General features: G+C 34.0%; 10 protein-coding genes. All 10 read right to left on the bottom strand.

Features of this window, described 5'->3' with window-relative positions; translation table 11 throughout:
• Positions 1-84: 84 nt before the first annotated feature.
• Positions 85-1,215 (bottom strand): DUF4861 family protein, encoded by a 1,131-nt coding sequence (locus tag B8T70_RS14000; protein WP_086895233.1) that lies wholly within the window; start codon positions 1,213-1,215, stop codon positions 85-87.
• A gap of 6 nt (positions 1,216-1,221) precedes the next feature.
• Complete coding sequence (gene kduI, locus B8T70_RS14005; protein WP_086895234.1) at positions 1,222-2,064, bottom strand: 5-dehydro-4-deoxy-D-glucuronate isomerase; 843 nt, start codon at positions 2,062-2,064, stop codon at positions 1,222-1,224.
• Between the two features lie 61 nt (positions 2,065-2,125).
• On the bottom strand, positions 2,126-6,181 hold the full coding sequence (locus tag B8T70_RS14010) for a two-component regulator propeller domain-containing protein (protein ID WP_086895235.1): 4,056 nt from the start codon (positions 6,179-6,181) through the stop codon (positions 2,126-2,128).
• A gap of 257 nt (positions 6,182-6,438) precedes the next feature.
• Complete coding sequence (locus tag B8T70_RS14015; RefSeq protein WP_242667481.1) at positions 6,439-9,171, bottom strand: DUF4962 domain-containing protein; 2,733 nt, start codon at positions 9,169-9,171, stop codon at positions 6,439-6,441.
• Positions 9,143-10,522 carry a sulfatase gene (locus tag B8T70_RS14020; RefSeq protein ID WP_086895236.1) on the bottom strand — a complete coding sequence of 460 codons (1,380 nt, stop codon included), beginning with the start codon at positions 10,520-10,522 and terminating at the stop codon, positions 9,143-9,145. The genes B8T70_RS14015 and B8T70_RS14020 overlap by 29 nt, the downstream gene beginning before the upstream one ends.
• A gap of 460 nt (positions 10,523-10,982) precedes the next feature.
• The gene (locus B8T70_RS14025; RefSeq protein ID WP_123912111.1) at positions 10,983-11,321 is read right to left on the bottom strand and encodes a hypothetical protein; all 339 of its coding nucleotides are present in this window, start codon (positions 11,319-11,321) and stop codon (positions 10,983-10,985) included.
• A gap of 28 nt (positions 11,322-11,349) precedes the next feature.
• Positions 11,350-12,777, bottom strand: a complete 1,428-nt coding sequence (locus B8T70_RS14030; RefSeq protein WP_086895238.1) for an alpha-L-fucosidase — start codon at positions 12,775-12,777, stop codon at positions 11,350-11,352.
• 11 nt (positions 12,778-12,788) lie between these two features.
• A complete protein-coding gene (locus B8T70_RS14035; RefSeq protein ID WP_086895239.1) occupies positions 12,789-14,675 on the bottom strand; it encodes a RagB/SusD family nutrient uptake outer membrane protein in 1,887 nt (628 codons plus the stop codon).
• Positions 14,676-14,691: 16 nt separating this feature from the next.
• On the bottom strand, positions 14,692-17,841 hold the full coding sequence (locus B8T70_RS14040) for a TonB-dependent receptor (protein ID WP_086895240.1): 3,150 nt from the start codon (positions 17,839-17,841) through the stop codon (positions 14,692-14,694).
• 1,420 nt (positions 17,842-19,261) lie between these two features.
• Positions 19,262-21,244: a heparin-sulfate lyase HepC gene (hepC, locus tag B8T70_RS14045; protein ID WP_086895241.1), complete on the bottom strand. Its 1,983-nt coding sequence runs from the start codon at positions 21,242-21,244 to the stop codon at positions 19,262-19,264.
• Positions 21,245-21,286 lie beyond the last annotated feature (42 nt).

The raw sequence follows: 21,286 nt of genomic DNA on the forward strand, positions 1-21,286 counted from the left end.
GCATAAGTATGGCTGTCAACTACAATTTAATGCGCTGACTAGGTATATTTTATCTAAAGTTTTTATTTGAGTGCTACTGTAGCTTTATTCGACTTTTACAATTAATGGATTTTTTAGTTGCTGATAAAAATTATCCAAATAAGTAAACCATTGTTTCGCATCGGTAATTTTTCCTGCTTTATTCCAAGCTGCTCCTGTGTAGTACACGATAGGTTCGTTATTTACAACAGTCGTTTTTCCTAATATTTGTGTTTTATCTACCCACATACTTTTTACTGGTGTAGTTAGTATAGAACCAACTCCAGTAGTTCCGTCTTCACCAAATGTAGGTTCCCAATATCCCATAATACCTTGTTGTTCATTTAATGAAATAACTCCGGCTTCTGGTCTTTTACTTAAGCCAACTACAACTTCCATAGGTTTATTTCCATTAAATGTATAGGTGTTTTCTACACGATTAAGTTGTGATCCAGCATCTATAGAAATGATTTTTGTAGCTTTAACTTCTATTCCTCCAGCAATCCAGGTGTCGTAAGTTAATTGAAATGTACTGCGCAAAGGACCATTGTCCAGCACTAACCATTTACGATAATTTCCCGAATAGCGAATACTGTCATTTACATATGGTGCCATATTTCCTGCGCCCAATGTAGGGCCTACGTGGTAATAATCCATTCCGTTGCCACTATCGATATGGTAGTTACCTATTTTATAACGTTCGTTAATGACCATTTTATCGCTTCTTTTTACCCAAACATCAAATCCAGAAGCATCTTCCTTTGTGTTTTCTATGGCTTTTCCGTAGGCACGAAAGGCTATTTTGTCATTTTCCCAAGCAAAATCATCTTTGCGTTCTGGTACATAACGCGCATAAGTTTTGGTTGCAAAAGTTTCTGGTTTTCCTTTTTGTATTACCAGGGTAAGTGACTCTTTTGCTTTAGCATTAACTTGTACTAAAAGATTTTGAATTGAGGAAAGTCCGCGGTGTTCTAACTGAAAAAGAACTTGCTTTTTTGTCGCTTGATTAATCACAACAAAATTTGCTGTATCTATTTGAGGATAACGTGATAAAACCGTTGTCCATTTTATAGCTACAACAGCTTCTTTTCGTTCCTGAGCCGAATTATTCTGAATGGTAATTGTTGCTTTTGTTTGTGCTAAAATACCTAATGGCGAGACAAGAGCAAGGCAAAGAAAGAGTTTAATCAATTTCATAATCACTTATTTTAAATCGTTAATAGCACAATGATCCATATCTCCATAATCTAAATTTTCTCCAGCCATTCCCCAAATAAAGGTATAATTAGAGGTTCCTGATCCTGAATGGATAGACCAATTTGGAGAGATTACGGCTTGTTCATTTTGCATCCAGATATGTCTTGTTTCTTGTGGTTGTCCCATAAAATGGCAAACACTTTGATTTTCGGGTACTTCAAAATAGAAATAAGCTTCCATACGGCGATCATGTGTGTGTGCTGGCATAGTATTCCAAACACTACCTGATTTTAGCTCTGTCATTCCCATTTGAACCTGACAGGTTTGTACCACGCTATTTACAATTAATTTATTTATAATGCGATGATTTGCCGTTTCCATAGTTCCTAATTCTACAATCTCAGCATCGGCTTTTGTCACTTTTTTTGATGGATATTTGTGGTGAGCAGGAGCAGAGTTTAAATAAAATTTGGCTGGAGAATTAGCATCTACAGATTCAAAAATTACTTCTTTGATATCTTTGCCCAGATATAAAGCTTCTTTAAAATCTATTTCAAATCTTTCGCCATCAGCGGTAATAATTCCTTTTCCTCCTACATTAATGATTCCGATTTCTCTTCTTTCCAGAAAATATTCCGCTTTTAAATCGGTAGGATTAGGTAATACAATTTTTTGGTTTACTGGCATTGCTCCGCCAATAATATATCTATCGTAATGTGATAAGGTTAGTTTTACTTGTTCTGCGCTAAAAATAGTTTCGATTAAAAAATTTTCGCGTAATGTTTCTGTATCCATTTGTTTTGTTTCTTTTGGACTTACTGCAAAACGGCTTTCAAAATTGGTATTCATAATAATTTGGTTTGTTTTGTATTATTGAAATTTCAGTTTTTTACACTGTATTTTGGTAATATTATTTTTCATCATTTAGCTTGGCTAAATACTCACTTGGCATACAACCATAGTATTGCTTAAATGCTGTTGAGAAATACGAAGGCGAGTTAAAACCGCACATATAAGTAATTTGCGCAATGGTATGCCGCTTGTTTTGCATTAGCTCGACTGCTTTTTTAAATCGTATTCTTTTTATAAAATCCATAGCCGATTCTCCTGTAATTGCCTTTAATTTCAAATAAAGGTTGGATCTGCTCATTCCGATTTCCTTACTGAATTTATCTACTGTAAATTCCGAATCGGCTAAATGTTCCTCGACAATATTTATAGCTTGTTTTAAAAATTCTTCGTCAAGGGCATTAAAAGCAATATTTTCGGGCACCATTTCTTTTCCAGCCGAATAGTATTCTTTTAATCGTTTACGGGAACGTAATAAGTTTGCAATTTTGGCGGCAAGCAAATTTGGCGAAAATGGCTTTGTGATATAATCATCAGCTCCCATTTCTAATCCTTTTATTTGCTGACTCGTTTCCGTTTTAGCAGTTAAAAGCATTAATGGAATGTGTGATGTATTGATGTTTTGTTTTACACGTTTACAAAAATGCAATCCGTCTAGTTCTGGCATCATTACATCGCTAATAATGAGGTCAAATTGCTGAATTTCTAATAGTTCCAGTGCCATCTGTCCGTTGTAAGCAACTACAATTTCATACATCTTGCCCAAATAATCTTGCAGGTAATCCAGAATCTCTTTATTATCATCTACAATAAGTAGTTTGATTATTTGATCTCCATCGGCAGTTTCGTCAATTAAAATTTCATTTTCCTGCAGGAGTATATCATCTTCTATAACAAGATTATCGTCTGTTACCATAGATAACTCATATACAGAATCTTCTACACGCGAATCATTTATATATACAGTTTCTGAAGTAGGAATTGCTACAGTAAAAACTGTTCCTTTTTCCTTTGTACTTTCGGCAATGATTTCGCCATGATGTAGTTCCACCAATCGTTTGGTAAATGCTAAACCAACGCCCGAACCCAAATTCATTTCTTTATTATTTACCTGATAAAAACGATCAAATACTTTAGACAAATCATCCTCGCTTATTCCAACTCCTGTATCTGCTACTTTTATAAATACTTTTTCATTTTCCTTTATTAATTCAACTTTTATGCTTTGACCACTTTGGGTGTATTTAAATGCATTTGAAAGTAGATTAAACAAAATTTTCTCCATGGCATCTTTATCAAAAGAAAATATAAGTTGCGTTTCTGATGAATGATAGGTGTAATGAATGTGATTTTTTTCGGCAAGTGGTTTAAAGGATTCAAAAATCTCATTGGTAAAACTCACAAGATCACTTTTACCCACTTTAAGCTGGCGCGTTCCCATTTCAGTTTTTCTAAACTCAAATAATTGATCAACCAGGTTATATAACCTTTTGGCATTGATAAACATCAGTTCATGTTTCTTTTTGGATGTTTTATCTGCAAATGGTGATTTTAATAAATCTTCCAGAGGTGCCAAAATCAATGTTAATGGTGTTCTAAGCTCGTGAGATACATTGGTAAAAAAATCCATTTTTACCTGATTAATATAACTCACTCTTTCTTTATCTATTCGTTCTAGTTTTAATTGTTGCAACGCTTTTATACGCTCAGTAATCATTCTGAAAGCAATATATGCTGCTGTACCCATAATTGCCAACAACAATAAATAAAACCATATTGTTTTATACCATGGAGCAAGAATTATAATTTTTAAACTTCTTATTGGGCTCATTTCTCCGTTAGGTCCCATTGCTTTTATTTGCAAATTGTAATTTCCTGCAGGCAAATTACTATAGCTTATTTTTAGCTCATCGGTACGTTGCCAATCTTTGTCGAGTCCATCTAATTTGTAATAATAATGTGTACGATTGGCAGATATGTAATTAAATGTATTAAAAAAGATACTGAATTGTTTGTATTCTGGTCCAATCTCTAATTCTTCGGCCTGATCAATATGTTGTTCGAGTATATTTGTTTCATCATCTACTGCAACGGTTTTATTTAAAACTTCCAGTCCTGTAAAACTAAGTTTTAGCGGAAGCAATTGCTGCTTAACCATTGCAGGATAGAAATAAGAAATGCCTTTTATTCCACCAAAAAGCAACATTCCATCTTTGGCTTTATAGAATGAATACTCATTAAATTGCTTGTTTTGAAGTCCGTCACTTTCGTCAAAAGTTTGTACAGAACCACTGTCGGGATTAAATTTAATTAATCCGCTATTAGTCGAAATCCATAAATTATTATCTTCATCTGGAATTATGCCGTAAATAGTTCCTTTTACAAAGTCATTTTTTGTTTTAAAACTGATAAAAGATTCCTGCGTTTCATTATATAAACTCAATCCTTCTCTAGTACCAATCCATATTCTGTGCTTTTTGTCTTCGGTAATACAATTGACAATATCTTCGCTGACTTTTCCGTGTCCGATGTTTCCAAATAATAGATTATCAGGATAAAACAGCGTAACTCCGTTGGTAGTTCCAATCCAGATTCTATGCTTACTATCTTCATAAAGAAAAGTAATATCATCAGAGGTTGGTCGTTTGCCAGCTTTATCTAAATGAATATGTGTAAATGATTTTGTTTCTGGATGAAATTGATCTAATCCTGATCTTGTTCCTACCCAAATACGTCCTTTATGATCTTTAAGAATACTATAAACTAAATCGCCCGCAATAGAACTTGGATTGTTTTCGTCGTGGCGAAAGCGCTGCACATGACCACTATTTGGGTTCAATAAATTTAATCCGCCGTTGTGAGTCCCAATTAATACATTGCCGTTATCATCAAAAGCAATGGCTTTGATATTGTTAGAACTTAGACTATTTGGGTTATTCTCGCTGTTTGAATAATAGCTAATTGTATTATTATTTTTGTTCCAATAATTTACTCCTTTGTCATTCGTTCCAATCCAAAAATCACCTTTTGGATCTTGCTTTATAACACCGATAACTTCGTCATTTAAAGAAGGTTTACCTGAATTTTGACTTAGTAAATTGAACTTAATATCATTTTTATGATAGTAATTGAGTCCACCATAATACGTTCCTAACCAAATTCCGTTTTGATTATCCTTAAAGAAACAACGCACCGAGTTCTGACTGATGGTGTAAGGCTGTGATATTTGATGGTAGTAATTTGCAAAAGAATTTGCCTTAGGATTAAAAATAGTAAGCCCTTTAAAAGTTCCTAGCCAAATATTTCCTTCGGTATCTTTACCAACACATCTTATATTATTATCGGCTATACTGTTTGTTCCTGAGTTGTGCAGGAGGGAAGTAGCTTGCCCGTTTTGGCTATTATATTGTATTACTCCATATCCTTCGGTTGCTACCCATAATTTTTTTCCGTCTACATAAACATCATTAATATAAGGCTTTTTTGCTCCTAGATTAATTTTGATTAATTCGTGTGTTTTTGGTTTTAATTTAAAAAGCCCAACATCTGTTCCTAAAATAATTTGTTGTTGCCAAACGCCGATATAGGCTATTTTTTTTACTTCGTGTGATGAAGCATTAAACTTTATTGTAGTAAAATTTTCGGTTTCGGGAGTAAGCATAAATACATCTCCTGCTATTGATGTAGCCCAGATTCTATGCGCATTATCTTCTGTTATTGATGATATGTACCATTCGCCAAGACTACGCGGAAGTTTATAATTAACAAAATTGTCTGTATCGTAATTATAAACACTGATTCCTTGGTTTCCTCCAACCCATAATTGCCCTTTATGATCCTTAAACAAGCTTCGGATGTAGTAGGATTGTAAGCTATTTTTAGCTCCTTTTACGGGTCTGTATACTTTAAAACCTTTACTATCATAACGATTTAAACCATCCTGAGTTCCAATCCAGATAAATCCGAGTTGATCTTGCTGAATTGCAAAAACTGAACTTTGCGATAAGCCTTTATCAACCGAAATATTGCGAAAATATCGGTCTTGCACTTGGGCGTGACTTTTTATTGCAAAAAGCACAGTGCATAAAAGGGTTATTATAGCAATCTTTTTTCTCATGGTAGTTTAAATAATTCTTGTTTTTATCCTGCAAGGTCTTTTTTTGACCTTGTAGGTATTGTAATTAAATTGTGATGATTTTCACAAATTCTATTTTCATTTTTATTTTGGCTAAAGCTATATTCATCATCATTTCTTAAACCTCAAAAGCAGGAGGCTATTCAATGCGTTAAGCTGAAGTAATCTAACTTTTTTTACTTTAAAAATATAATAAATTTCGATTAAATGAACTTACATAACTTGTATGGTTTACTTTTTTAATTCTTATCGTATTTAGCTACATCTGGTAATTCATCTACAACCTCTTGTTTGTTTACTTTGGAACCTTCCATTTCTAACAAAATAGAACTTCCCATAACTTTAGGGATATATGTTTTTCCTTGAAATTTAATTGATATACCACCATAATTAAATAATGATTTTACTGCTTTGCCAGCTACTTGTAATGCCGCTGGTTTTTCTCCATTTAATTGTGCTTGTATTTCCCAATCTCCAACTTGTAAATTGTATAATCCATCTACGTTTGAAACCGTTTTAATTACTTCAGTTTTACCATCTTTAACTTGTATAATGGTTAAATATCTGAATTTCGGTTTAGATTCGGATGTAATTCCTGCATGCCATTGGTCTTTAAAATCTTTTATTTCGCCTGTATCATTGGTTACTTTGTTCCAATTAACCGCTGCTTCAAAAAACTTGTTGTGTACCTTCATATTCAAAGGACTATTAGCAAAAACACTTGCCGTTACGCTACCTAAATCTGTTTTTACCGTAAAGTTTTGTTGGTTTGCGTTTTCGGTATTTTGTGCTTCGATTGTGTAGTAAGGGCAATGAAATTGCGTTGTCCATTTTACAGGTTTCTTAGCTTCTAGTTCATCATACAATACTATATATCCACCATCTAGTTGTAACATATGTCTGCGATATAATGTTACTCCTGGATCTCCGTAACCATTTTCTTTATTTGGAACTACATTAATTTGATTGAATCTATTCAGCCAAAATTCACTTTTAATTTCGCCATAAGCGTTACTTGCGTCACCTAATGCATATTGAATATGTTGTCCTGAAATGGCACGTGGTGTCCATCCGTAACCTTCTTCTCCAATTTTCTGACTCAAACTATCCGCCAAAATTGTATTATATGCCTTGGATGTACGATAATACAAAAGGTTATGCTTATCGCTAAAGTTGCTATAATACCCAGTTCCTCCAAAGATTACTTTCCCTTTAAAGTTTACTGTAAACGCATTTTGCGAAGCATGCCCATGTCCTGAAGCACCAAATGGACTACTGAATAAATAACTGCTTAGTGTTTTATCGGCTTTAGCCAAATCTTCGTGCATTGCTATTACTCCGACATCACCAAACTTGCGTGTTTTAGGCAAATTAATAGGCGAGGAAACAGGTAAATTTCTATTTGGTTTAAAGTTTAATAATCTAAATAATAAGAAATCATCTGTACCGCGAAAATAGTCTGGATGATCTTTTTTTATTCTATCTACATACCAGTTTAAATACGGGTTATCTATTTTATAAGTAAGCGCATCTGCAAACCAAGCTTCTCCTTTTACAATATACGGTATGTTTTCCCACATGTCCCCAATGGCGGTACTTGCCCCATCATTAGGATGTGTATATAACATATAATAAGGTAAATTTTGCATCCATGGTAGTTTAAAATAATCTACTCCACTAAAATCTCCAAACATTTGAGAAAGGTAAATAATAGATTTAAAGTTTACTCTAAAATAGCCATTCCCTTCATGCCAACCTCCATCGGTTGTGCCTAATACAGGAAAACGTGCCGACCAGACTTCGTACATATACGTAAGCCATTCTTTGGCTTCGGGCACATCATTTATAACTGCTACTGTTGCAATGGCTAAATTGCGCATGGTGATTTGCCATACGTGATTGTCACTTACGTGCAACTCAAAACGGTTTGGCAAATGATTATAAACTCTTTGTGCTCTAAGTGTAATTATATTTTTGAATAATTCTTTTTCTTGTGGATTTAAAAAATCATATCCTGCATCGTAAAACCATCCTAATGCTTCGAGAACTGCACCGCTTGTAAAATCATCTCCTGTGGCTAAACCATCGGGATCCATATTAGCAATATTTAATGCTCTGCGTTTTGCATCTAAAATAAATCGTTTGTCCTTGGTTAATTGATAGGCAATACACAAATTACGGACTGGTGTACCTACTGCATCACCAAAACCATGGTACATTCTTTCAATAATTAACTTTTTTTCCAATGGATTTTTCCCCGTTGTATCAATTACTCTTTGAGGTTTTTCTGTAGGAAGAGGAGCTAACATCAGTTTTTCAGCGAAAGCGATAAATGTTTTGGCTTCAGGATTTTCCAGATTATTTTTATAAAAATCTTCACCTATGCGATTCATATCCCATAATAGGGGATGTGAACCTTGGTTTCGTTTTAGCACTTCGGTTATTGGTGGAGATACTTTTTCATTGGCATATTTAGCATCAATTACAAAATCATAAACAGTAGACCAGGTCCATTGATTACTGCCTTTTAAAGCATACGCATATTTCCAGTACCATTTTCCTGGTTTTAATGATTGATGTAACGGATAAACAGCCCAACGCTGTTCTGAACTAGTAAGCAGCTCTTTTGTAAAATTTTTATCACTTGCCAACATTACTTTGTAACGCACATTGCCAATATTAGGATCTTCTGGGACTGCACTTCCGCTTTCCATAGGTTTTACCATGGTTTTGCCATTGGTTGCAGGCCAGAGTAAAGCAGGAGCATTAGTTGGCACCGTTATTCCGTTTATAGGATAAGGCCATTCGCGTACTCTCGAATGCAGTTTTTCTGCGTTTAATTTGATTGTTGCTGGTTCTTGTTGACTAAACGCGTTAAACGTGATTAACAATAACAAAGCAATTATTTTTTTCTTTATCATGATTCTTTTCTTTTCATCTGATTTATAATCCTGATACGAAAGTGTCTCCATTTATTTTGCACCAATTTTTTAAATAATTGCGCATTTCTACGAGTTTCTTTTTATGTGATTTATTTACTGCCAGATTAGTTATTTCTCCCGGATCTTTGCTCAAATCAAAAAGTTGCTCTTTAATCTCTCCTTTATTATAAACAATATATTTATAATCTTTAGTAATTACGGCACGACCACTTATACCTAATAATTCTTCGTTATCGGCAAAATCAGTTTCTATAACTAGTGTATCACGTAAGTCTAGCGCTGGATTCTCAATTTTTTTACTAATATCAATTCCTTTTAAATAGGTAGGTTTTTCTACGCCAGCAAATCCACAAATGGTTGGGATTATATCGATACCATTACAAACCAACATATCATCGGTGCGAGGTTCCCATTGTCCTATTTTGGAAATGATAAAAGGTACTTTTGCGGCTTCTTCATATAATATTTGTTTTTGGTTCCAGCTATGGCCTGCATAACCATCACCATGATCTGCTGTAAAAACAATAATCGTATTTTTTTCGATGCCATATTTCTTTAATGATGCCAATACCATTTCTATATAATTATCTACTTTTTCGACTAAGCGATTATACGCCCAACGGTATTGTCTCCATTGGTCTCCACTCCAGTTTACAGTAGGATAGGTGCGGGCACTTACTTTTTGTTGATCGCGTACTATTTGTGGTTCGTTATCTGGAATTCTCCAGTTAATCGGCAATGGCGGACACTGATCAACTGGAGGTGTTTTGGCCAATACATCCATTTTTAAATCTTCATCTCTTGCCCATTCGCAAATATCATGAGGATTTAAAAATGAAGCTACTAGCAAGAATGGGGTGTTTTTATTCTCTTTGATAAATCGAGCACAAAATGATGGTGTAGCTGCATCATTATAATCTTGAAAATTGGTGTTCTCGATATATTCAAAACCATGTTGACTCTTTTTTGTAGTAGGAACTGGTAAATGCCATTTGCCTACGTAACCTGTTTTATATCCTCCGTTTTGGAAGATTTTGCCCATCATTAATAAATCATCTGGCCATTGTCCGTCTTTTTCTGGTGCATTGCCAATAAAACCAGTTTCATAAGGCATTTTTCCGCTAAAGATCGCTGTACGGGATGGCGTACACAGTGGTTGTGCACAATAAGCTTTGGTAAAACGAACTCCGTTTTGCGCCAGCTTATCCATTGCAGGTGTGTGTAAGTCTTTGTTACCCGCAATACTCATCGCATCAGCAGTTTGCTGATCGGTCATGATAATGAGAATATTTGGACGTTCTTTGGTTTGAGCAATACTCATTAATGGAGTAATTATCAATCCTAGTACGCATAAAAGCAAAATGTTTTTTCTAAATTTCATATCTACTTATATTAATAGATTAGCTTATTATTATTTTTAACACATAGTCCCATCCCATCCCGAAGCTCAATGTCATTAAGATAAGAAAAACAGCAGTAATACTGTACCGAATATCTCTCTCGCAAAGTCGCCAAGCCGCCAAGTTTTCGCCTAAAATCTTTGCGCTTTTGCGTCTTTGCGAGAAAACAATTAACCATAATTAGCTCAAAAGGGCTTAACTTAATGACATTGCCCGAAGCTTTTGGATCGGTATCGGGACTATGCTAATCCTATTTTTTTCAAATTAACATCAACAAATAAAACTATTCTTTTGCTACCCTTTAAAACCACAAAACGAATTTAATCATCAATGCTTAAATAGGGTTTTAATTTTGTTCAAAATGATATTAAATTCAATTAAAACCCGTATTCAGTAACTTCTAGTTTGGTAATTCACTAGAAAAGATTCAATTGACAATTATTATTTCTTAGACTTATCGCTTAATGATTTTCCAAAATCTCTCCATATTTGGAATTCTTCGGGAGTTAGAATTGATTTTTCTTTTACTGATATCTCTTTTCTCCAAGTTTGTAGTTTTTCTTTTTTTTGTTCTTCGGTAAGTGTTGCGTCTTCTTTTATTGCTTTTTGAGTTTTTCCGTTCTCTGCAATTAAATTATGCATTTTGAGTTTGTTTTCATCACTAAGTTTCATGACTGTAAAAATGGAATCTCTTAATATTTTCATATTTTGAGGCTTGTTTTGTCCAAATGTAACTGTAGTCATTAAGGCGAAGCTTAATATCAATAGTATGTTTTTCATAATCATAAATTTTATTAGATTGATTTTTTTAAAATGCAAAAGCTAAAGCAGCTGTTTGACTTCCTACTAATTCTTTTGGTATTTCTATCACAACAGAATCTCCTTCTTGTTTCCAAACCACATTTTTACCTGTAGAAATTAGTTTTATTTTTTTTCCATTTGTTGGGATATTTCCTTTCCATTTTAATGTTGCAGGAATGGTTGTTCCTTCTTTTATACAAGAAATAGCATATTTCTTTTTACCATCTTTTGATTGTGTAAACCAAGTCGAACCATCGTTATAGTTTTCAGTGATTCGTGTTCCATAAATGGCTTCACCATTTACTTTAAGCCAAGCACCAATTTCTTCTAATGGTTTATTAATATATTCTGGAAATTCACCTTCAGCCGTTGGTCCCCAGCCTAAAAGTAGGTTACCACCTTTGGCTACAACTTCTACCAAAGTTTGTATTATCCAAGTGCCCGATTTTATTGGAGCTTTTTTTGTGTATCCCCAACCTTTAGCTATGGTAAGACAAGTTTCCCAAGGATCTTTTAATTGTACTTTTGGGATAGTTAATTCTGGTGTACGATAGTTTTCATAAGATCCGTGTACGGTTCTGTCTACCACTAAAATCCCAGGTTGTTTTTCTCTTGCCATTTTGGCTATTCTAGGCATATCTACATCTTGCGGATAGGGAGGATAGTAGGATTTACTACTTTGGACATATGCTTTTTCCATTTCTCCTGGCTGAGGATTTCTAACCCAACCACCATCTAACCATAAAATATCTACTTTGCCATAGTTGCCTAAAACTTCCCCTATTTGATTATAAGTGAAATCTTTAAATTTTTTCCATTGTTTTGGAAATTCGTTTGTGTTATAATTTGCATTACGATTTACTGTTGCAAAACGTGGCCACCAAAAATATTCTGAATGCCAATCGGGTTTAGAAAAATAAGCGCCAATCATCATACCTTGTTTACGATATGCCTCAAAAATATATTTGGTTACATCGGCTTTTGGGTTGTTTGCAAATGGCCCATTGGTAACTTTAAAATCGCTCTGTTGAGTATCGAACATCGAATAGCCTTCATGATGTTTGGTCGTAAATACCAGATATTTCATTCCTGCATTTTTAGAAATTTCAGCCCATTTTTGGGGATTAAATTTAACAGGATTAAAGCTTTTTGATTGATCCCAATACCATTTTTTATATTCTTCGTATGTTTTTGTAGTATCTCTTCTTTTCCAAAGTTCGTTAACTAAAGGCCACGATTCATTCATGGCAGTTATACTGTAAAGTCCCCAGTGTAAAATAACTCCAAACTTTAAATCCTGCCATTTGTCTAATTTTTCACGAACTAATGGATCTGTAGGATATTCGTATTCGCCAGAAGCTTCGTGAACATCTACTTGTGCTTGCCCAAAAAGTGGAAGAAAAAAAATGACTAATAAAACTATTATTCTACACATAAGTTTATAAATTAATATTTAGGATTCTGACGCGTAATTGACTTATTTACATCTGTTTCATTTTGAGGAAACGGATATAATTCATGCTTACCGCTTACAAAGTTTGTTACAGATGGATAAAAATAACCCGAACGAATCAGTTTTACTGCTGCACTTGTCTCGGCTATTTTATCTGCCAAAATTCCCCATCTTATTAAATCGGCTCTACGCATACCTTCGTTACTAAGTTCCCAAGCTCTCTCTTGTTGTAATGCCTTAAGAAAATTAGCTTTGCTTAATCCTGTTGTAAGATTCATTTCTGTAGTTGTTAGTTTTGGTAAAACTCTTGCTACAGCAGTTGCTCCAGAACCTTTTCCGTCTACACTGGTAATCGTTACAGTAGGCTCAGATGTATATCCATCTCCTGAACGCAACATACCAATTGTACTAATACCACCACTTGCTAGTGTAACTACTGCAGCTGCAGCATCTGTACCACCGCCACCAGTAATTTTTATTAAAACATTGGCTGCCGATGTATATCCTGTTCCTTTGTTTTTTAAATCAATAGCAATTCTGCTACCTGCTATATCACCACCAAAAGCTCTTTTTCTTACCTGATTAATGGCATCATAAGCAATGGCATTTGGTCCTTCGTTTAATTCATTTTCTACTTCGGCACGCATTAACAATAAGTCTGAATAACGCATCACCACCCAGTTTATATGGGTATAAGATCTCTCTTGTGTAGAATTAGTTTGGTATTCTCTATTCCATTTTGCAGCTGTCCAGCTTTCGTCTTGTTTTGCGGTTAAAAGGGCTACTTTATTTCCCTGTGCATTAATTGTATATGTTGCTATAGAGAAATCTCGTCTTTGATCTCCTTCGGTAAAGCTATTATAAAATGGTTTTGGTACTAAGCATCTGCCTATACTAGTAGGATAAACACCATTTGATGTTAATGCTCCATTAAAATATCCAACCCAAGATCCATTCTCTTTTGCTCCGGCAGAATTAAAAAACGCAACCTGAAAAATGTTTTCGGTAGGTTCTAAAACGTGCAGACATTGGTTTTTAAATACTTTAGAATAAGATGGATTTAATTTATACGGATTTTGCGCCATAATATCATTAATTTCCTTTTGTGCTAATTGGTAATATTCTTTGTAATTAGCTGGGCGTTTGATCGTTCCATCTGCATTTAAGGAATATCCCCCTGCAAAAAGAGCTACTCTGGCAAGCATGGCTTTTGCGGCCCATTTATTAACGCGTTCATCTACTGGTGTTTGAACTGGCAAGACAAGCGCAGCTTCTTGCATATCTTTTATGATTTGTGTGTATATTTCATAACGATCTACAAGTCCTCCTCTAAGATTATCTCCTGGTTGTGAGCTTTTTGTTTTAAAAGGAACATCTCCCCATAAACGTACTAACTCTGAATAGTAAAAACCACGCAAAAATTTTGCTTCGCCAATCATTCTGTTTAGTTGATCTTTTTCAGCTTGACTTCCATTTAAATACGAATCCATTTTAGGTATTCTCTCAATCACCACATTTGCTCTGTCTATGCCTTCGTATAATTTACTCCATACAAGGTAGAATGTGTTTGTTTGAGAAATTCCCTGGTAATGTGCTACAGTACGCCAATCATCAGAACCTATTCCGCTTAATTGACCAATATCTGTATCTGCATCAAAAGTTAAAGACATATTCCAACCATAACTATCTACAGATGACATTGGCTCATAAACTCCTAATGTTGCCATATAGGCTTCATTTATATTACTAAAAAAAGCATCCGTTGTAAAGTAGGAGTATGGTGTTACTTCTAGTTCTTTTTCGCAAGAATTAAGCGGTAATAGTAGGCAAGTTATCCCAGCTATTGCGATTGTTCTAAAGGAAAATATATATTTTTTCATTTTTTTAAGCTTTAAATTATAGTGAGATATTTAAACCTGTAAGGAAGGTTTTGCTTCTTGGATAAGCACTAAAATCGACTCCTCTTGTTATGGCGCTATTTATAACACTTACTTCTGGATCATACCCTGAATATTTAGTAAATACGTACACATTATTAGCAGTAAAATAAATTCTTAAGTTTGAAATTTTCGTACTACTCAACCATTTTTTCGGAAAAGTATATCCTAAACTTATATTGTTGATTCTCAAGAATGAACCATCCTCTATAATATCACTATACAAACGTCCTGTTGAATTACCATTAAATGCGGGATTCTTTTTCCCAGCATTTAGAGCTTCTAGTTCAGCAGGATTAGTAACACGTTGTCCGCTTGAGTTAATAGTTGTCCATCTATCAGCATATACCGCAAATGTGTTTAGGTTTTCCTGATTAAGCCTTGAATTGTTTAGCATATTTGCATTATAGATATCATTACCTACTGAGAAATCTAAAAATATACTAAGATCTAATCCTTTGTAACTAAATGTATTATTTAAACCTCCTGTATATTTAGGATTAGAATTTCCTATTGCAGTTCTGTCAAGATCATTAATTACACCATCTGGCACACCGTTTGGCCCGCTAATATCTTTAAATTTTATAAATCCAGGTTGTACCACAACATTATCGCTAACCACACCCGATTTTAAAGTATAGGTATTAAGCGTAGGGTTATAATCAAAATCACTTACCTGATACAAACCATCTCTTACATAACCGTACATAACTCCAACTGGTCTTCCTACTTCAAGGATATAGTCATTTGCATTGGTGTAACTATTTGTTATTAAAGAGTTTTCTCCTTCGCTTAAAGCAAGTACTTTAGTCTCATTAAAGGCGATATTAAAACTTGTATTCCAACTAAAATCAGCTTTTTTGATGTTTACAGTATTCAATGTAAATTCTAAACCACGATTAGAAGTTGCTCCAATATTCTGAAACTGCTTTTTAAAACCAGAGCTTGCTGGTACACGTGTGTTATAAAGTAAATCTTTAGAACGGTTTTCATATACCTCGGCTGTAAGTGAGATGCGTTGTTTAAAAAATCCTAAATCTAAACCTATATTAGTCGATTTTGTAGCTTCCCATTTTAATTGTGGGTTAGGAATATTATTTTGATACGCTGTAATATTTGATTGATTATTAATAGGGTAGGATCCTAAATTAAAAATACCTAATGCTGCATAATTTGCAATTCGGTTGTTTCCAGCTTCACCATAACTTACACGAAGTTTTAAATCTGAAAATTCAGGTATGCTTCTCATAAAATCTTCTTCGATAATTCTCCATGCAGCAGATACTGAAGGAAAATAACCCCATCGGTTATCTGCACCAAATTTTGAAGATCCATCGGCTCTTATACTTGCTGCAAATAAATATTTATTTTTGAATGCATAACTTGTTTTTGCAAAAAATGACAACATTTTATCATCCTCAGCATATGATGTTGGGATTCCGGCAATTGTACCTAATTGTAATTTATCCCAACCTAAGTTTACATCTGGAAATGCACTTGCACTTGCATTAATTCCTTCAGAATAATTATAAATATATTCCTGACCTGCTGTAACATCAAATTTATGATTTTTAGCAAAGGTATTACTGTATGTTAGGACATTGTTATAGTTTAAACGGTTAGATGTGGTGTAAGTAACTCCACCATTAGGTCCGCCGCTTCTGATAGCCTGAATACCTCTGGCATCGTTAAAATATTTATCGCTATTATTATTATCTGTATAACTAACTAATCCGCGATATACCAACTTAGGAGTTAAATTATACTGAAGTTGAAAATTCATATTAAGAGACTTTTTAATAGCTTCTCTTTTCTGACTATCTATTGTAATCGATGGACTCTGAAATATAGGTGAATCCTGATTATCAAATGGATCTACAACAAGAGTTTTAAGATCTTCATCTACACCATTTTTCCCTATTGTAGGGCGGTATTGTAGCAAAGTTTGCAACATACTTAATCTTGCATTTCCACCTTCGCCTGTATCTAATCCTGTTATTTTTTGATTGGAATAGTTAACAATTGCGCTCACAGTTAATTTTTTACTCACATTATGAGTTACTGCTAATTTTGCAATATTTTTTACCGATTCGCTTCCAAGCATGATACCTTGGTCATTATTTACAGAATAAAAAGCATTGAAGTTAGTTTCGCTTCCGCCACCGCTGAAACTTATTTTGTGATATTGAGTTTCTACAGCTTTTCCAAAAATTTCTTCTTGCCAGTTAATACCCGGTCTGTTTTGATAAAGAGATGCTAATTCATCATATGTTCCAAAATTTTTCGTGAATTTCTGCAATTTTGCATCGTCAGTCGCTCCTTCGTACATTAATTGAACATAATCATACGGTTTCATTACGTCAAGTTTTCTGGCAATCGTTTTTATTCCTCCATAAGTATCATAACCAATTGTCAGTTTTCCGCCTTTTGGTTTTTTAGTCGTAATAAGAACAACTCCGTTTGCACCCTGAGCTCCATAAATAGAAGTAGAGGAGGCGTCTTTTAAAACATCTACAGATTCTACATCTGTTTGATCAATAAAGCCTAATCCGCCAGTTTGAGCCACTCCATCTACAACATACAATGGTTCGTTACTTTGTGTAATAGATGTTCCTCCTCTAATCCTTAACGAAGGTTCAGATCCTGGTGTTCCATCGGCCATTGTAACTTGCATACCTGCTATACGACCTTGCAAAGCTTGCGCAACGTTTTGCACTGGCATTTTTGCAATTTCTTCACCTTTTAAAGATGATATAGCTCCCGTAAGATTTTTTCTTGATTTTGTTCCGTAACCTACAACAACTACTTCGTCTAGATTATTAGCATCATCTACTAATTTTGTATTTATAGTTGTTCTGTTTTTTACATTTATTTCTGCGGTTTTTGTTCCCATAAAACTAAATACCAATGTTGCATCTGGTTTTACTTTAATTTGATAGTCTCCATCCATTGATGTAACCGTACTATTTTTGGTTCCCTTTTCGTAAACTGTTGCTCCAGGTAATGGTAATTGTTGGCTATCAGTTACAACACCCTTTACGGTTATAGTCTGTCCGTACGTAACTTTACAAACTAGAAGCAACAAAAATAAAAATATAGTCCTTTTCATATTTTTTGTTTAAACGGGAATAAGTTTTACCCTCTTATTTCCTAATTGATATTATTTAAATTGATATTCGATTTTGATTTATAAATTTTGTTATTTCTCAAAAGATATTCATCAAATAATTTTTCATGAGCCTTATAGAAACTCTAAATTAGTTTTTATCATAAGTTGGGTTTTTAGTGTTAGTTAATGTGGTTATTTTTTTTTAATCAATTATTGAATTGTTATCAGTTTAATAAATTATAACAATTTGTTAACTGGGAGAAAAACGCTGGGGAGTTTTGCGTCTGATAAATAAAAACGAAGGTGTGTTGGTTTATTCATTTTGTGGCTTATTTAAATTTGATTTTGGTTTAACAAAAACAAATATATACATCAAGGGTACATCAATGTTTTGAATACGTCCAAAATACTATTGAATTTGATTAATACGCCCTTTAAACAAAGGAAAAACAAGAAAAAACTTAAACTATTTTTGCTTCAATTTTTGAAGAAAACACCGCTATTACTGGACAATTTTGAGATAGAAAGTAGAGGAGAATGGTTAAATAAAATTTAATGAAATGTTAAGTAAATTTGACCAATAAAGGCAATTAAGTACTACTTTTATTGCAATTTTGATTGAGAATTTGATATTACATTTCTCTTTTTTATATGGTATTGATTTTTTTAAATCTATTTAACAATAAATAATTCAAAATTTTAGAAAAATGAAATCCTGATGAGTTATTTTCTGTTTATAAAGTGCCTTTTTTAGGTGCAAATTCCGCAAAGTTTTACGAGTTTTTCTATTAATTTTTTAGCGCAGATTGTCCATATTAGTACGCGGATGATACAGATTCGCTATCGCGAAAACACAATCCCGAAGCGTCGGGACGGATTTTTTTCAAATAACTATTCTATTTTTTTGCCTACGTTTTCAGCTCCAAATAACCACAAAATTGTCATCCTGACGAAGGAAGACACGAGCGATAGCAAACTGGCGAAGCAATCTCCGCAAGTAACTCAATATACAATGTCCATATTAGTACGCGGATGATGCGGATTCGCTAGAGCGAAAACGCGGATAAAAACGGATTTTCTCTCATCACAATACAAAGTTTCTGAGGAGATTTAGATTGTTTTAAAATCCGTCCCGACGCTTCGGGATCAGCGTCTTTACTTATGTAAATCCGCGTCATCCGCGTACCATTATAGGCATTGTATATCGAGTTACTTGCGGAGATCCTTCCTTCGTCAGGATGACAATTTTGTGGTTATTTGTAGCTAAAACTTGGGGAAACATAGAATAGTTATTTCAAAAAGTCCATTTCATCCGCGTACCATTTTAGCTGACAGATATGTTTGAAACATAAAAAAGCGCCTAAAAATTACTTTCTAGACGCTTTAACAAATTGAACTACTTGTTTATAATTAGAATGATTTAGTCATTCAAACTAGCTTTTATATGACTTTTTTTACCATCAACAATAATACTCAGGTCTATATTTCCTTTTTCAAAATCATTACCAGAATTTAGTTTAATACTGATTTCAGGAGCTTTATTGCCATCATAAGGATATACAACACTTATAAATTGTTGTGTTTTGTCATCATTCTTTGGTTTCTCGAAAGCAAAAGCTGGTCTTGCTGTTTCCTTTGCGTATGAATAGGATACTTTTCCTTCTTCTTCGTTAAGAATAACTTTATCACTATTTAATGACTGAATTAATAGGTTGTTACCATCTGCATATGTAGTATATACTCTATTATTAGCTTTATCATAAACAGGTTTGCTATCTTCTTTTAACTGAAAATGTACTCCTAAATTCCCTGTTGCTTTACCTATTGCTTTATCAATTATTATAAAATATTTTTCGTTGATAAAAAGTACACTACGCTCGTGGTTTAAACTTGTATAACTAGGGTTTGTATACGTTAGTATATCAAGGTTTTTACTCGTTTTCCATTTCTTTTGCTCTGCTTTGGTAATAACCATATTCTGATTATCTAAGGTAAGCGTACTATGAACTCTTGTTTGGCGGAACCAGTTTCTCATTTTGGTAACTTCGGCATCTCCGCTGTAAATATAACAACCACTATCTGGTGTAAAATTGCGTCCTTTTACCCAAAGTTCAAAAGTTCCGTTATCAGGTTGTGCATGAAATTCTGCAGGTGGTCCAGCTTTTAAAATTAGTATGGTTGCTTTATTATCCCATCCGTTTCTAAACGTGTAAAAACCTCCATTTGGGAATGCATTTGATAGATAATCAGGTAGTTTACCCGATGCTCCTTCTGTAGCATAATATTCGATAAGCCCATCTTGAGGGAACATTTTTGACCAACTTGAAAATTGTTTTATTCTTACTTTTTTATCGACTACCCAAGTATCACCAAACATAGGATAGTTATAGTCAGGAAAAGATATATTGGCTGTAACATAAACCATCTTTTCGATTGTTTTAATGTAGGATTCTGGAAATTCTTTTTCTACACCCGCCATTTTTGCAGAATTATATGCTTTTGTAAAAATTTCGATACAACCTACATGATACGTTGGTGAAAGTTCCCATTGTACACCATCGGCAAATACTTGCAGTTTTATTTCGCGGTTCAGGATTTCGATACCACTTTTGCGCCATTCTTCAGCTTGTTTAAATTCAGGAAAAAATGCTCCTGCGCCTAATACACGCTGTGCTTCAAACAATAAATGATTTCCTTCTTTACTATAATGTTTAGGGATATAAGCTGTTTGCTTATTAAAGCTATTTAAGAATTCTAATAAGAATGCTGGAGTAAAGTTTGGCGAAACTACAAATAAATTAAACGTTCCTGGGAAACTCTGTATACGCTCAGAAACTTCTAACGGACGCCAAGCGATACTATCATTTCCTTTAGATCTTCCTAAATAATTCTTCTTTTCCCAATCACGAAACTGGAAAACCCATTCTTTGGCATATTTCTCATCTCCGCTTACACGATATGCCATTCCCATAGATTGCCACCAGGTTACGCGGTGTAATTGCCAACGAATCTCATTGTCTTTTATAGGCCAATAATCCCAATCGATATCTTTGCCATAGTCAAAAAATCCATATCCTTTATGCGGCTGAAATTTATGTAATAAGGCATTGTCTGCTTTTTCCTGATTGGCTTTGCCAATATCTTTTCCTCTAAAACGGGCTTCATCACCAACATTAAAATCAGGATGTTTGATGTTTTTACGATTGCGGTAATAGGTAAGTAATTCTTTGGCTGCATCATCATACTTTGCTTCAGTAAAAAGTTTGTTTACTTTTTCTAAACCCGGATAGGCAAGATTAATGTTGTCAAAACTTGCCTTAGTAATAGGAGCTTCTTGTGCATGGGTTAAGCAAAATGTCATTAGCATAAAAAATAATGCTGCTGTTCTTTTTAAATTTATCATTGGTTTTTAATTAAATAGATTTAATTTCTGTAATAATTAAGT

This window comes from Flavobacterium sp. AJR, assembly GCF_002156885.1.
GTDB lineage: Bacteria > Bacteroidota > Bacteroidia > Flavobacteriales > Flavobacteriaceae > Flavobacterium.

Bases quoted from the DNA above. Each gene is read 5' to 3' on its own strand.
- B8T70_RS14000 (WP_086895233.1), bottom strand. From the start codon at position 1,215: ATGAAATTGATTAAACTCTTTCTTTGCCTTGCTCTTGTCTCGCCATTA.
- kduI (WP_086895234.1), bottom strand. From the start codon at position 2,064: ATGAATACCAATTTTGAAAGCCGTTTTGCAGTAAGTCCAAAAGAAACA.
- B8T70_RS14010 (WP_086895235.1), bottom strand. From the start codon at position 6,181: ATGAGAAAAAAGATTGCTATAATAACCCTTTTATGCACTGTGCTTTTT.
- B8T70_RS14015 (WP_242667481.1), bottom strand. From the start codon at position 9,171: ATGGAGACACTTTCGTATCAGGATTATAAATCAGATGAAAAGAAAAGA.
- B8T70_RS14020 (WP_086895236.1), bottom strand. From the start codon at position 10,522: ATGAAATTTAGAAAAAACATTTTGCTTTTATGCGTACTAGGATTGATA.
- B8T70_RS14025 (WP_123912111.1), bottom strand. From the start codon at position 11,321: ATGAAAAACATACTATTGATATTAAGCTTCGCCTTAATGACTACAGTT.
- B8T70_RS14030 (WP_086895238.1), bottom strand. From the start codon at position 12,777: ATGTGTAGAATAATAGTTTTATTAGTCATTTTTTTTCTTCCACTTTTT.
- B8T70_RS14035 (WP_086895239.1), bottom strand. From the start codon at position 14,675: ATGAAAAAATATATATTTTCCTTTAGAACAATCGCAATAGCTGGGATA.
- B8T70_RS14040 (WP_086895240.1), bottom strand. From the start codon at position 17,841: ATGAAAAGGACTATATTTTTATTTTTGTTGCTTCTAGTTTGTAAAGTT.
- hepC (WP_086895241.1), bottom strand. From the start codon at position 21,244: ATGATAAATTTAAAAAGAACAGCAGCATTATTTTTTATGCTAATGACA.